This window comes from bacterium (genome assembly GCA_040757115.1).
Classification (GTDB): domain Bacteria; phylum UBA9089; class CG2-30-40-21; order CG2-30-40-21; family SBAY01; genus JBFLXS01.
In genome coordinates this window covers 1-14,194 of sequence record JBFLYA010000095.1, presented here as the reverse complement: position 1 = coordinate 14,194, position 14,194 = coordinate 1, and the positions used below count along the sequence as shown (strand labels likewise).

Below are 14,194 nucleotides of genomic sequence, written 5' to 3'. Positions count from 1 at the left end.
ATCGCTCTCCCCAAAAGAGGAACCTATTTATGAAAAAGCAATAAGGTTCGCACTACATTTATCGAATGTCACAGGTTAATTCGTGTCCATGTGTGGCTAATTTCTCTAATTCTCTGTGAACTCTGTGCCACTGTGGCTGAACGGTTACGGAGGGAAATAATGTTTCATTCAACAACAATATTAGCCGTCAGACATAATGGTAAGGTTGCCATTGCCGGGGATGGGCAGGTAACTTTTAATAATACCATAATGAAGCAAAACGCAAAAAAGATAAGGAGAATGTATAAAGATAAGGTTTTGGCTGGTTTTGCAGGAGCGGCGGCTGATGCATTCACCCTATTTGAGAAGTTTGAAGGAAAACTCGATGAATATCGTGGAAATTTACCAAGAGCGGCTGTCGAATTAGCCAAAGAATGGCGCACTGATAAATTCTTACGCCGATTAGAGGCATTATTAGCGGTTGTAGATAAAGACCATTCTTTGATTATCTCTGGTAACGGCGAAGTAATTGAACCTGATGATGGCATTGTTGCCATTGGTTCTGGAGGACCGTATGCCTTAGCCGCAGCCAGGGCATTGATTAAATATACCAATTTAACCACAAAAGAGATTGTGGAAGAGGCAATGAAAATCACTGCTCAAATCTGCGTCTATACCAATGAGCAGATAATAGTCGAGGAACTATGAAAAAAGGTAACCGTTCAGGTAATCCTTTACCGCAGAGAGCAGAGAAACAGAGAGGAAAATGTCTTTTTTTCGTGTTTTTCGCGTTTTTCGGTGTTTAAAAAGGCGTAAAAACAGTTAGTCAAAAGTAAGTATTAAAAGATTAATATAGTAGTTATTAACGAAAATTTCTCATAGAACAGATATAGCAACAGGGTTGATGGTTGATAGTTTATAGTTGATAGTTTCATAGATTATCAACCATCAACTATCAACAATACTAATGTGAACTTTTGGTTAATACTTACTATATGTCTTCTCTGTTCCTCTGCGTCTCTGCGGTAAATTACCACTTGAACGGTTACTAATGGAGGTTGCAGGTGAATCTCGTATTTAAAAGACCCGTGAGTCTAAGAAATGTTCCGATGCGTTACTGTCCGGGTTGTGGACATGGGATTGCCCATCGATTAGTGGCAGAAGTCATTGATGAACTTAATATTCGTGAGGAGGTAATTGGAATTGCCCCGGTTGGCTGTGCCGTATTTGCTCATGAATTCTTTAATCTGGATATGGCTGAAGTTGCCCATGGCAGACCTCCTGCTGTTGCCACAGGAATCAAACGAGTAAATCCTAAAAAAACGGTTTTCACTTATCAAGGAGATGGTGATTTAGCCGCAATTGGTATGGCTGAAACTATTCATTCTGCCGCCAGGGGTGAACGGATTACGGTTATCTTTATTAATAATGCGGTTTATGGAATGACTGGTGGGCAGATGGCACCCACAACACTTTTAGACCAAAAAACGGCTACATCTCCTTATGGTCGGTCGGCTAAAGAGGCAGGCTACCCAATTAAGATGTGCGAATTACTGTCTTCTTTAGATGGAATTGCTTATTTATCGCGGGTGGCTCTAAATACCCCAGCACATATCTTAAAGGCTAAAACCGCAATAAAAAAGGCTTTTCAAGTGCAATTAGATGATTTAGGACTTGGTTTGGTAGAAATTCTCTCTCCCTGCCCTTCTATCTGGAGATTATCTCCAAAAGAAGCTTTAAAATGGATAGAAGAGAAAATGATACCGGTGTTTAAGTTAGGAGAATTTATAAACAGAATAGACAGAGAGACTTCTACCCGGCTTTAGCCAAAGGTCTGATTGTTATATGTATTTAGAAACATTTAATTTTATCCGAGAGCATTGACAGAAAAGAGGGGAAAATGTACGAGGAGTTAATCATTTCAGGATTTGGTGGACAGGGAATTGTTCTTGCCGGTAATTTATTGGCTCAGGCGGCTATGTCCGAAGGCAAAAAAGTAACGGGCTTGCCAAGTTATAGTGCCGAAGTTCGTGGCGGGCACTCAGCGTATTCTTTGATTATCTCATCACAAGAAATTACCTCGCCTATTGCTACCGAACTAACAACACTAATTGCAATGGATGCAGGTTCTTTAATTAAATATGAATCCCTGATTAGAACCAACGGGTTAGTGCTGATTAATTCTTCATTAATTAATGATAAACCAACTCGCGAAGACATAAAGATTATAGACCTTCCAGCGACCCAAATTGCAAATAATCTTGGCGATGTCCGCGTGGCAAATATGGTTATTTTAGGCGCCTATGTAACTAAAACAAAAATCGTATCTTTAAAAAGCCTGCTCTGTGCACTTGAGTATTTTAAAAAAGATACAGCTCTTAATAAAAAGGCACTCGAGGAAGGAGAAAGAATGGGAGTAGTGGAGTAATGGGTAAGTGTTCACACATCAGGTATCAGTAGTCAGAAGTTACTCTTCACTAACTTCTGGTTGAAAACTGACACCGGAGCAATTAGTAAAATTAATCTCTTGACTTTTTTTAAGTTTAATGTTAAAATTTGAGGCAGGAGGTAAAAAATGATTATTCAAGTATGTGTTGTGTGCATAACTATTGCAGTGGTGTGGCTTATATCTGTCCTTATCCCAACCATCATCCAGATGAAAAGGACTGCCAAAGAAATAGAAGTAGCCTATAAGTCAATTTATAGCCTCTCAGAAGAGGCAAAAAAGAGTCTTGTTGAAATAAATAAAACCGTAGAATCTTTAGTAAATCGCCTTAAAGAAGATATAGAAAAAATTGATGATGTTGTGAACAAAGTAAAAGGAGTTACAGATATTATTAGCAAGGGGATTACAACACCATTAATTAAAATGTTAAGTGTTGCTACCGGAATAGGTAATGGCTTACGATTTCTTCTGGGAAAGAAAAAAAGTTAAAAAGATATAGTATAGCGTTCTCTAAATACATATAGTAGTTATTAACGAAAATTTCTCATAGAACAGATATATATAGCAACAGGGTTGATAGTTTATAGTTGATAGTTTATAGTTGATAGTTGAAGGACTATAAACTATAAACCATAAACTATAAACGAGTTTTGCATTTTGCTCTTTGGAGGAAATTGATAAGAATAGAGGTTAAATACCCGCTTAAAAACTACAGTTTCCTGGTTTTGCAGAACTCTAAATTACCAGACAAAAGGAGGTAACAAAAAATGGAACGAGAGCATAATGGTGGTTCAAGTATAGTTGCGTTTTTACTGGGTGGTTTAGTTGGATTGGGTGTTGGGTTACTTATTGCCCCTATTACTGGGGAAGAGGCACGAGAGAGATTAAAAAAGGCAGGGGATATTGCCAAAGAAAAAATAGGAGAAGTAAAAGGTCATGCAGAAGAGATAATGGAACAATCTAAAAAGGCTTTGGAAGAGGCAAAAGAACACCTCAAAGCAACTGCTAATACTATTAAAGAAGCGGCGCTTCATAAAAAAGAAGAATTAGAAGAAAAGATTAAGGCGTAATGGCTCAAGCTGATCTCCATATTCATACCCATTTTTCTGATAGCAGTCTGTCACCAGAAGAGATTGTGGAATATGCAAAGGGGATAGGTCTGAAGATAATTGGCATTACTGACCATGATAGTGTGGAGGGAATAGATGAGGCATTAAAATATGCCAAACCTTATGATATTGAAGTTATCCCGGGGGTAGAATTAAGTGCGGAAAGAGAAAATGGAGAACTTCACATCCTGGGGTATTTTATTGACTGGAAAAATAAATGGTTTAATGATGAACTAAAAATCTTTCGCCAGACAAGAGAAAAACGGGCTCATTTGATTATTTCAAAACTTAAAGAATTAAATGTGAATATTGATTATGAACAGGTAATTCAGGTAGTAAAGAAAAATGTGGGAAATGAGGCAATAAGTCGACTGCATATCGCCACCGTATTACATCAAAGGAAAATGGTAGATTCTATTAAAGATGCCTTTGAAAAATATCTAAACTATGGGGCAAAAGCTTATGTCCCGAAATTTAGCCTTACCCCAAAACAAGCTATTGAAATGATTTTAAAGACAGGAGGGATACCTGTCTTAGCCCATCCTTATTTCTCTAAATGTAATGAAAATCTAATCTTAGAATTGGTAAAATGTGGATTGAAAGGAATAGAAGTATTTCATCCACAACAAAATATTAAAGGACAACAATTTTGCCAGAAAATGGCACAAAAATATAATTTAGTTATGACGGGTGGGTCTGATTGCCATGGACTCTTTAAAGAATCTATTTCAATTGGGATGGTTACTGTGGATGAAAATGTGGTAAAATGTATGAAAGGAATGGTTGGGAGGAGATAAAGTGGAGGAGATTGTTCATAAGTTATGGAAAAAGGAAATAGGTTATAAAGTAGATAGTGTCGCTATAAGTAATGACGGTGAATTTGTCTTAGCGGGCTCTTCTCAAGATACCAATCTATATTTCCTTAGCCAGGGACAACTAAGATGGAGATATAAAACAAAAGCCTCAATACGATGTCTTACAATTTCTCCAGATGGAAGATATATACTTGCAGGAGCAGAAGATAGCACCTTATATCTATTAGATAAAAATAGTCATTTAATCTGGGAAGAATATGTAAGTACAAATACTATTGTTATCTCTGCTGATTTGAAATATATTGCCTGTGGTGGGAATGATTGTAATATATATCTTTTTACTCGCTACGGAAAACTCCTGTGGAGATGGACAACGATGGATTATGTTAATTCAATCGCCATCGCCTCCCAGGATAATGCCATAATTGCGACTGCGGATGACCGCAACCTTTATTTTTTAACTAAAGAAGGAACACTTATCTGGCGGACAAGATTAAAAGCCTGCGGTGTTAAAGTCGCTATTTCTGAAGATGGAGATGAAATTGTTGTTGCCTGTAATAATCAATATGTGTATTGCTATGACCGTAAATGTCGCCTGAAATGGGAATATCATTTTCCCCATGAAATAAGTGGTTTGTCTATTACATCTGATGGCCAGTGTATTATCGTTGCCTCTCCCTGGCAAAATTTCCATCTCTTAAATAGAAGTGGTAAATTATCTTATTTATATGAAACTAACTTCGGAATTATTAGCCTATTTCTTACTCCCGAAGGATATTTGGCGGCGGGCTCAAGTGATAAAAATGTATATGTGTTTAAATGCCGGGTGGAAATGATAAAAGAACCTGAAAGTAGTATTGAATATTTGATAAAAGAACTGATTAAAAATCAACAACAAATCCTTCAACAATATCCCAAAGAAATAGCGGTTATGACAACTGATATTCAAAACTACACCCCTTTTCTTGAAGAAGAAAATGAGATAAGAAAGAGAAAATTACAAGACTACGAAAATATTCTCTCCTCTCTTATTAAAGATGGAGGACTCCTGATAAAAAAGGTTTGTGAGGCATATTTGACTATATTTACAGACCCGATTAAAGCAGTTGAATGTGGTCGCAAAATCCAGGCGGAATTTGTTAAATACAATCAAAATAAATCACCTGATGAGGAAATTTGTGTCCGCATTGGCATAAGTTATGGTAAATTAAAGATAGAAAAAGAAAACCAATTAGTTAAACCTTTTCTTATTGCTTGCAGAATGCTCCCTTACTCTGATAAAGGACAGGTATTAATTACAAAAGACATCGTCCTTTTAATTGAGGAAAAAATGTTAGTTGAAATTGAAAGTATGGGGCTTAAGGAAATTAAAGGTCTTGAAAAACTAATGCCTATTTATGAAGTTAAAGAATCACCCTATGCAAATATCGGTTGGTATGATGCCGGGTAAAATGGTATTTTTTTTAAAAAAAATTAATTTTTTTAAAATAACTCTTGACAAAATTAAAAAAATGTGGTATCTTATAATAAGAGAAATATGAGGATGAAAAATCCTCTTTAATATATATGAAAATCTAAACCACCAATGAAGAAGTTGAGCTAAAGGAGAAGATAGTAAATATCTACTTAGAGCGTTGATGTCTTTGAAAAGGAGAATGGTGGTTTTTTTGTGTCCATTTACAAATAATAATGATAGTAGGAATTCATCAACCAGAACATTTACCATGGCTTGGATTTTGGGATAAAGTAGAGAAAAGTGATTTATTTGTTCTCTTAGATAACACCCAATTTAGAAAAAATTACTTCCAGAATCGTAATAGAATACGAACCGCTAATGAGTGGACATGGTTAACAGTCCCAATTATTACAAAGGATAAAGCAACACAATTAATTAATGAAGTTGAGATTAACAATCTAACTGATGTTACCTGGCAAAAAAAACATTGGAAGACAATTGAACAAAATTATACGAAAGCACCTTGTTTTAAAGAATATAAAAACATATTTGAAAAATTTTATCTAAAAAAATGGAGTAAATTAGCCGATTTTAATATAAATATTATTTATGCGATTAAAGAGATATTAGGGATTAAAACAGAAATTAGAATTGGTTCTTCTTTAGATGTAAAGGGAACAAGAAGTGATTTGTTACTGGATATTTGTAAAAAAGTGGGGGCAACAACATACCTTTCTGGCAAATTTGGGAAGGATTACTTAGACACAGAAATTTTTAAGAAAGAAAATATTGAAGTTGTGTTTCAAGAATTTACTCATCCAGCGTATAATCAGGTATTTAAACCTTTTATACCAGAGATGTCGGTCATAGACCTTATCTTCAATGAAGGAGAGAAGAGCCTATCAATAATAAGAGGGGAAGAAATAAAGAAGTGAACGCCAATACCTTCTACCGAAAAAAAGGAAAAAGAATTTGTGATATTATCCTGACAACCATAGCATTAATCTTTTTTGCTCCGTTAATGGCTATAATTGCCCTGGCTATTAAACTGTCTGCATGGAATGAGCCGGTTATATTTAAGCAGGTAAGGGTAGGTAAAGGAGGAGATTTTTTTGCCTTACCTAAATTCCGGACGATGAAAAATGGAGCAGAGGTTAAAAAAAATTCGAATGGAGAGGTAATTATTGAACCCATACTAACCGAGAAAAATGATAAAAGAATTACCTTTTTAGGAAGAATACTGCGGAAAACAGCCTTAGATGAATTACCTCAATTATTTAATGTCTTGCGTGGAGAAATGAGTGTTGTTGGTCCAAGGTCAGAGCGACCTATATTTTATCCCAGATATATGGATATTTTAAAGGATAGAATAACGGTAAAACCAGGATTATTTTGCTTAACAGAGGTTATCTATGGAACTTCTGATGATAACGGAAATGGGAATGGAGGAATTGACCTTAATGAGGAAGAAGGACAAAGAGAAAGAATGAGATTAGATCGGGAATATATTGAAAAATACTCTTTCTGGTATGATGTAAAACTTACTGTTATTATGATATGGAAACTACTTCTTCGTGAATATTACTTCTCAATACTCTTAAAAAATGGAAATGGAAACGGCAATGGACATAAAAACGAAGAGATAAAAAAATACATCTGGGAGGAAAAAGGGACGAGTCATATCTCCAAAATAAAGAAGGAAGGGATACCATATTTTTTATAAAAAGAAAGGATAAACTATCTTGAAAATTGTCGCTATTGGTGCACATTCTGATGATATTGAAATAAGTTGCGGAGGGACTATTGCTAAAGCAGTAAATAATGGACATGAAGTATTGATGATAGTGATGAGTCAATCTGACTATACTGATTATACGGGTAAGACTTTACGAACAAAAGAAGAAGCAGAAGTAGAGGGTAAAAAAGCCGCAGAGATATTGGGAAGTAAATTAATAACATTAGACTTCCCAACAAAAGATATACCGTATGATTCTCAGAGTGTTGAGGCATTAAATAAAATCTTTAATGAATTTAACCCGGATATAATATTCACTCATTGGCCTCATGATACACATCAGGCTCATCGCACCTCCGCTTTATCTTCAATCTCTGCGGCAAGATATTTTAATACCATATTAATGTATGAACCGATGATGCCTTCAGGTAGGTCATACCAGGGATTTAGAGCCCAGGTGTATGTAGATATTAGTAAGTTTAACAAGATTAAAATGGAGGCACTTAAGGCTCATGAATCCCAATTTAAAAAATATGGCGGCGAATTCTGGTTAGGGGCAGTTGAAGCCAGAGCAAAACTACGCGGATTTGAAATGTATGACGGACAAACCAAATGCGAATTTGCAGAATGCTTTGAAATAATGCGATTTAAATTAGAATTATAAAATTTCTAAAGAAAATCATCAAAATAGCCGATTATAATAATAAAGGAGTATAATCGGCTCTTTGTTTTATGGCCAAATCTGCGGATATTTTCAGAGGAAAGTATAGGACGCAGATAAACGCAGATTTTCAGGATTTTTAAATATACATCCTGAGAATCTGCGAAAATCTGCGTCCCATAACCTATTTTCAGGAGAAAGATGTTTATTAAAATAGGTCTGATATTATTATTTCTCATCTCTCAAACACCAGAAGGTTGTAGTAAGACATCCGGCGGGATAAAAGATTCACCCAAAGCCAAGAAAATACTCGAAGATGACCAAATCCTGATAGCAAAAAAAGAAGTCCAGGAAAAACCTGACTCTGCAGATGCTCATTATAAATTAGGGATAAGATATTTTAGCAAAGGATTGGTTATCCAGGCAATTGAAGAATTTGAAAAAGCATTAAAGATTAATCCTGAATATGTAGATGCCTTATTAGGATTAGCCACAATTGACCTACAAAAGGGTGATATTAGTTCTGCTAAAGAAAAAATTAATAGAGCTCAAAATATCTCGCCTGAAAATCCACAAGTACATAATATGCTGGGCAATATATATTTAGCTGAAAAGAATCTAAAAGCCGCAGAAATTCAATTTGAAAAATCTCTAAAATTAAATCCTGATTCTGCAAATACCCACTATAATTTGGCTAATCTTTATTATCTTCAAGGAAGAAAAAATGAGGCAATTGATGAGTATAAAAAAGTCATTAAAATAGAACCCCGTAATTCTGACACCTACCTTAGACTCGGCTCTGTTTATATGGAGATTCGTTCTTATGATGATGCCATTGCCACATTTAGTCAGGTAATAAAAATACTGCCGGATAATCCTGTTGGATATGATTATTTAGGGTCAGCGTTTTTTAGTCAAGGAAAAACCGAAGAGGCGGTAACTCAATTTAAAAAGGCTATTGACATAGAACCAAAATTTTTCCCTGGCTATGAACATCTGGGCAATGTCTATTTTACTCAAAAGATGTATCAAGAATCCATAGATGCCTATAAAAAGGCATTAGCGATTAACCAGAAATTACCTCTGGTATATTTAAGATTAGGGATAATTTATGAGATTGAAAAAAGATATGAAGAGGCAATAACCACTTATAAAGCCGCAATTGAATTCAATCCTGATTTTGCACAACCATATAATAATCTTGCGTATCTCTATGCAGAACAAGGAACTAATCTTAAATCTGCTCTTTCTTTAGCTATAACTGCCGTTAAATTAGCCCCTAATTCCGCAGGAACCCTTGATACACTCGGTTGGGTGTATTATCAATTAGCCAGATATGACGAGGCAATCGCTAATTTAGAACAGGCCGCTATGCGTGCTCCAACTCAACCAATGATTACTTATCATCTTGGTCTGGCTTATTATAAAAAAGGAGATAATATTAAGGCAAAAGAAATTTTGAATAAAGTCCTTCAATTACAGCCCGACTTCCCAGAGGCAAAAATCATTAAAGAAATAATCAAAAAAATATATTGACAATAAGTATATTTTATGGTATAATCTTAAAAAGAGAAATGTCATCGCATAATCAGTGCTCTATGTTTTAAAAGGAGCAAGAAAATGAAAAAAGTTTGTGTGAAAAATCAAAAAGGACTTTCATTGATTACGGTGATACTTATATCTGCTTTTTTATTAGCATTAGGGTTAGGTTTAATATCTCTCATTAGATATGATTTAAAAATGTTCCACCGCAGTATGGAAAGTAAATTTACCCAACCTTTATCTGAAAGTGGTATAAGTCAGGGTTTGTGGCGAGTCCTATGGGGAGAGGATGGAAATTTTGAGGGCCAGGCCACTACACCAAACGGCATACCAGATATATTAGAAAAGATTTGTGGAATAAATGATTATGAATCTGCAGGCACTTATTCTTATGTCTTCACCGTCGCATATCAAGGATTAAAAGATATAGTAATAGGAACAGTGACCATAGAAAGAGCAGTTACCCAGGAACCGCAAAGAGAGGGAAGAATTGTCTTACGGTTACCACCAGACGATAAGGGAAAAGAACCGGGTAATATAAGTGGTGAACCAGTAATTGCGGATGTTGATAATGATGGAATCCCGGAGATATATGTCGCGACACAGAATGGAATGATATACAAAGTGGTTCCAACCGGGGATGGATACTATAAAGTCGAGGGGGACAAACCATTCATTAAGGATGTGGGAGGGGAGGGATTAGACCATACCCTTTTAGGGGCACCTTTAATAACAGAAATAAATGGAAAGAAAGTAATAATCGTTGCTACTTCTAACATAAACGAAAATATAAACAATTACAAACCAAATTCTATTTATGCTTATGATGCAAAAACCGGCAGTTCGTATTCGGATTTTGGTAGTAATGGCGAAGTAAAGCTAAATTCCTCGCTTAGCCATAACTATGTGAACCAACAAAGGGATATTACGGTAGATAATGGCGTGGATGTAACCTGGGGATTAGTCAGAAAAAATAATATGATTCTTCTAACTGCCCATAAGGAGCCTAATGTGCCTTCTGAGGCGGACTCAAGTTGGACAGACATCTATAATAAGCACCTTAGAAATTTAATTTCAACTGACGGACATCCTGCAAGTGACGGATATGTAATTGCCCTGGACGATAATGGCAATGTCCGGTGGATATATGATGGAAAAAAAAGTGCAGATGAATTTGAAAATAATTCAACTGATATGCACTACCAATTTGTTTCAAAGCCAAAGTTTGCGGATGTAATACCTGAGGATATGGTACCTGAGGCGGAGGGTGACGAAGTCATCGCCTTCGCCGTCTATGGAAAGGTTATTCAGTGGGGAGTAGACATTATGACGCTTCCGGATGGTTCTGACACAAATGCGAAGGCGGCTGGGTGGGTAAAAGGTAAAATTTTTGTTCTTGATAAAGATGATGGAAAAGTGTTGGCTTCGCAAGAGACCGGCTGGGTAGATGCACAGAAGGCATTACGATTACTTCAACCAGAACTCGGTCTGGCAGATATAGATAACAGCGGCGACCAAGAAATACTCTTTTTTGGTGGTAGTGACCCAAATAAACTGGAGATATATCAGAAAGGATATGAACGGTCAAACGACGGTGGTGATTGGATGTATATAGTTAATCCAGATAACACAGCGATGGGAACGGCTTCAAATATAAGAGCAAACTATATTAATCCTGATGCGGAAAAGTATTTTCATCACAGATCGAAGGATTATCCAGGACTGAGGAGTCATCATGCTCCACTGGTAATTGACCGTGATGGAGATAACAAAAATGATACTATTATTGCAGGAACTGATTTAGAATCTTTGATGGTGATTCCCTATACACAGGACAATTTTAATATTAATGCTGATGTTAATGCCAGTTATAGTGAGAAGGAGGTTAATTTTATTGGTAACATTACCTGGAATACACAGGCAGACCCAGATAGATATACATTTGAACAAGACCAGGATGCCTTCTCAGGGGCTATGTGGCTGGATGTTGATAATGATGGAAAAAACGAACTTGTCTGGGGAGGGAGGGGAGCCAAGACTTATGATTCAAGAATTCTATATAGTGGTGATGATATACTTAAGCCGCCGGACTCTTCTACGCCGGAGACATTAGCCCAATATGTATCAGAGTGGGCTAATGTTGACCAGGTTACTGAGGATGAAGTGAAGAAGAGTGGTGTCTATGGAATCTGGGCACCGCCCGTACCATTTGTCGATAGTGATGGATATCAGGCCGCAGTATTTAGCACCTGTGATTATGGTGTCCCGGATAATAGAATTGAACCGGGTCAAAGAAGTGCCCTTATTTTTATGAATACAAATTCTTTGCCTGGCGGTGGACGCAGGCATCTCCTGAAAATTACCTCGACCGTCCCGATGTTAGAAAACACAGTAATAAAGAAAATGATTGCTTATGTCGCCGTTGAGTCTTATCCAGGTAGTAAAAAGATACTGATGAAGTCAAAGACTGTCGAAGATATTGGGTGGTAAAAAATGAACAGAATATTTAATAAACAAAACGGAATAGGAATAATAGAATTAGTTATAAGTTTTGCGGTATTGATTATAGGAATAATGGGGATATTATTCCTCCAACTCCAATTCACAAAGAGTAAGATAATAACAGAAACAAAGAATGAGGCAAGACAAATTGCGATTGAAAGATTAGAATGGATATTAACTCAACCTTATGGAAGTATTACGACCACCGGCACATATACGATAAACATCCCACCTTTATTTGGAACGGTTACCAGGCGAGAAAAGACACCATATTTTCCAGAAGTTACGGTAACTGACCATAATGACATCTATGATGATTATGCCACACCCATCACAACCTCTGATTATAAAGAAATAGTAGTTTCCGTCACTTACCCAAAGGAGGGTATTGATATGCAGAGAATAAATGCCCTCGGGAGTATTAGTTTGACAAGATGCCTTTATAATAATAGTGGAACAATTAGTGTTAGAACACGCTGAGTGAGAACAGGAAGATGATTACCTTCAGGGTGAAAGATTGATGGGTCTATCCGTTTGAAATTAGCAATGGGAAATTTAGAAAAAATGATGAAAATGAACCATTCCAGAAGACATATAAAAACAGAAAAAGGCGTTACGCTAATTGAGATATTAATTGTTGTGGGAATATTGGGAATTTTAGTCGGTATACTGCTAATTCCTTTCTTTATCTCCGCTCAAAAGTCTATGAAAATCCAGCTTAATTATATGATTGCTGAACAAAATGCCAGATGTGCGGTATCGTGGTTAACCGCAAGAATAAGAGGAGCATATCAGATAATAGATAATGAAACAATAGCTGGTGTAAAATTTGAAAGTCAACCCTATGGAACAATGAGCCTGATTTCATATTCAACTAATCAAAAAGGTGATATTGTGATGAGATTGAATCCTGATGTGGGAACTGATACAATTGTCTGGAACATATATCGATATAGATTAATCGAGCAAGGTGTGGAAAAATGTAATGAACTGCGAGAAGAAAAATATGAGGCATTAAATACCAGGGATAATAACCCACTAAACGGTAGCTGGACTTGTTTTTATGCAGGAAGTATGACGACCGCAATAGTTGCCTCTAATATTATGTTAGGAACTTCAGGATTACAATTTAAGTATTGGGATAGTGCAGGAAATGAAACTACTCCAGTAAATAGTGTATCTATGGGCGTCTATGTAATTACCGAGGCAGGCAGAAGTAAATCAAAAGGGACTAATACACCGTTTTATCAACAATCACGATTACAATCAGACATAATCACATTAAGAAGATTATCCCCAGGCCTTTGACCTTAGCAAAAAATATCGGTAACCGTTCAGGGATATAGCCACAGAGTCACAGAGAACACAGAGCGAATATATAACCACGAATGAACAAATAATAAAGAGATTTGTAGTGTGAGGCTTTAGCCTCGCTTCTGGCAAGCAGGAAAGCGAACCTAATGGTTTTTGCAAAATTAACTTCCACTTTTCTGGAATACCATAAAATAAATTAAAAATCAAACATCAAAATGTAAAATTACAAATCAAAAATCAAAATATTCTCCAGCTACTTTGTTAATTTACAAGTATTTTTGCATTTTGCATTGTAATTTTGATATTTGCATTTTGATATTTACATTAAAGTTCTTCTTGCTATCGCTCTCCCCAAAAGAGGAACCTATTTATGAAAAAGCAATAAGGTTCGCCCTACATTTATGGGATGTCAGAGGTTAATCGTGTCCATTTGTGGCTACTTTCCTTAATTCTCTGTGAACTCTGTGCCTCTGTGGCTGAACGGTTACAAGGAAGGAGGAAGATAAAATTATGAAATACAAAGTTAATCTTAAAAAAACTGATGAGGGTTATTCTGTGTGGGTACCTGGTTTGCCAGGTTGTTGGTCACAAGGACAAACTGAAAAAGAATCTTTGGAAAATATTAAGGATGCTAT

The 14,194-nt window shown here is 36.1% G+C and carries 15 protein-coding genes; all 15 read left to right on the top strand.

The genetic code is table 11. From position 1 onward, the window contains the following. Positions 1-159 precede the first annotated feature (159 nt). Positions 160-687, top strand: a complete 528-nt coding sequence (gene hslV / locus AB1422_09885; GenBank protein ID MEW6619623.1) for an ATP-dependent protease subunit HslV — start codon at positions 160-162, stop codon at positions 685-687. A 356-nt stretch (positions 688-1,043) separates the two neighbouring features. Continuing rightward, on the top strand, positions 1,044-1,805 hold the full coding sequence (locus AB1422_09880; GenBank protein ID MEW6619622.1) for a thiamine pyrophosphate-dependent enzyme: 762 nt from the start codon (positions 1,044-1,046) through the stop codon (positions 1,803-1,805). Positions 1,806-1,879: 74 nt separating this feature from the next. Next, positions 1,880-2,407 carry a 2-oxoacid:acceptor oxidoreductase family protein gene (locus AB1422_09875; GenBank protein ID MEW6619621.1) on the top strand — a complete coding sequence of 176 codons (528 nt, stop codon included), beginning with the start codon at positions 1,880-1,882 and terminating at the stop codon, positions 2,405-2,407. Positions 2,408-2,554: 147 nt separating this feature from the next. Next, a complete protein-coding gene (locus AB1422_09870; protein ID MEW6619620.1) occupies positions 2,555-2,914 on the top strand; it encodes a DUF948 domain-containing protein in 360 nt (119 codons plus the stop codon). Positions 2,915-3,192: 278 nt separating this feature from the next. Further along, on the top strand, positions 3,193-3,495 hold the full coding sequence (locus tag AB1422_09865; GenBank protein ID MEW6619619.1) for a YtxH domain-containing protein: 303 nt from the start codon (positions 3,193-3,195) through the stop codon (positions 3,493-3,495). Further along, on the top strand, positions 3,495-4,331 hold the full coding sequence (locus AB1422_09860; GenBank protein MEW6619618.1) for a PHP domain-containing protein: 837 nt from the start codon (positions 3,495-3,497) through the stop codon (positions 4,329-4,331). The genes AB1422_09865 and AB1422_09860 overlap by 1 nt, the downstream gene beginning before the upstream one ends. Before the next feature lies 1 nt (position 4,332). After that, positions 4,333-5,799, top strand: a complete 1,467-nt coding sequence (locus tag AB1422_09855; GenBank protein ID MEW6619617.1) for a PQQ-binding-like beta-propeller repeat protein — start codon at positions 4,333-4,335, stop codon at positions 5,797-5,799. Between the two features lie 239 nt (positions 5,800-6,038). Next, entirely contained in the window at positions 6,039-6,740 is a 702-nt protein-coding gene (locus tag AB1422_09850) for a WbqC family protein (protein ID MEW6619616.1), read from the top strand. After that, entirely contained in the window at positions 6,737-7,528 is a 792-nt protein-coding gene (locus tag AB1422_09845; protein MEW6619615.1) for a sugar transferase, read from the top strand. The genes AB1422_09850 and AB1422_09845 overlap by 4 nt, the downstream gene beginning before the upstream one ends. 19 nt (positions 7,529-7,547) lie before the next feature. Beyond that, a complete protein-coding gene (locus AB1422_09840; protein MEW6619614.1) occupies positions 7,548-8,204 on the top strand; it encodes a PIG-L family deacetylase in 657 nt (218 codons plus the stop codon). A gap of 198 nt (positions 8,205-8,402) precedes the next feature. Next, positions 8,403-9,737 carry a tetratricopeptide repeat protein gene (locus AB1422_09835; protein MEW6619613.1) on the top strand — a complete coding sequence of 445 codons (1,335 nt, stop codon included), beginning with the start codon at positions 8,403-8,405 and terminating at the stop codon, positions 9,735-9,737. An 84-nt stretch (positions 9,738-9,821) separates the two neighbouring features. Next, complete coding sequence (locus AB1422_09830) at positions 9,822-12,233, top strand: hypothetical protein (protein MEW6619612.1); 2,412 nt, start codon at positions 9,822-9,824, stop codon at positions 12,231-12,233. 3 nt (positions 12,234-12,236) lie between these two features. Then, positions 12,237-12,725 (top strand): hypothetical protein, encoded by a 489-nt coding sequence (locus tag AB1422_09825; GenBank protein MEW6619611.1) that lies wholly within the window; start codon positions 12,237-12,239, stop codon positions 12,723-12,725. 66 nt (positions 12,726-12,791) lie between these two features. Beyond that, positions 12,792-13,553, top strand: a complete 762-nt coding sequence (locus tag AB1422_09820; GenBank protein MEW6619610.1) for a type II secretion system protein — start codon at positions 12,792-12,794, stop codon at positions 13,551-13,553. A 516-nt stretch (positions 13,554-14,069) separates the two neighbouring features. Next, the coding region (locus AB1422_09815; protein MEW6619609.1) for a type II toxin-antitoxin system HicB family antitoxin at positions 14,070-14,194 on the top strand (125 nt) is incomplete at its 3' end.

What these genes read in the sequence shown, in the direction of transcription:
- hslV (MEW6619623.1), top strand. Translation starts at nt 160, where the DNA reads ATGTTTCATTCAACAACAATATTAGCCGTCAGACATAATGGTAAGGTT.
- AB1422_09875 (MEW6619621.1), top strand. Translation starts at nt 1,880, where the DNA reads ATGTACGAGGAGTTAATCATTTCAGGATTTGGTGGACAGGGAATTGTT.
- AB1422_09870 (MEW6619620.1), top strand. Translation starts at nt 2,555, where the DNA reads ATGATTATTCAAGTATGTGTTGTGTGCATAACTATTGCAGTGGTGTGG.
- AB1422_09865 (MEW6619619.1), top strand. Translation starts at nt 3,193, where the DNA reads ATGGAACGAGAGCATAATGGTGGTTCAAGTATAGTTGCGTTTTTACTG.
- AB1422_09860 (MEW6619618.1), top strand. Translation starts at nt 3,495, where the DNA reads ATGGCTCAAGCTGATCTCCATATTCATACCCATTTTTCTGATAGCAGT.
- AB1422_09850 (MEW6619616.1), top strand. Translation starts at nt 6,039, where the DNA reads ATGATAGTAGGAATTCATCAACCAGAACATTTACCATGGCTTGGATTT.
- AB1422_09835 (MEW6619613.1), top strand. Translation starts at nt 8,403, where the DNA reads ATGTTTATTAAAATAGGTCTGATATTATTATTTCTCATCTCTCAAACA.
- AB1422_09830 (MEW6619612.1), top strand. Translation starts at nt 9,822, where the DNA reads ATGAAAAAAGTTTGTGTGAAAAATCAAAAAGGACTTTCATTGATTACG.
- AB1422_09825 (MEW6619611.1), top strand. Translation starts at nt 12,237, where the DNA reads ATGAACAGAATATTTAATAAACAAAACGGAATAGGAATAATAGAATTA.
- AB1422_09820 (MEW6619610.1), top strand. Translation starts at nt 12,792, where the DNA reads ATGGGAAATTTAGAAAAAATGATGAAAATGAACCATTCCAGAAGACAT.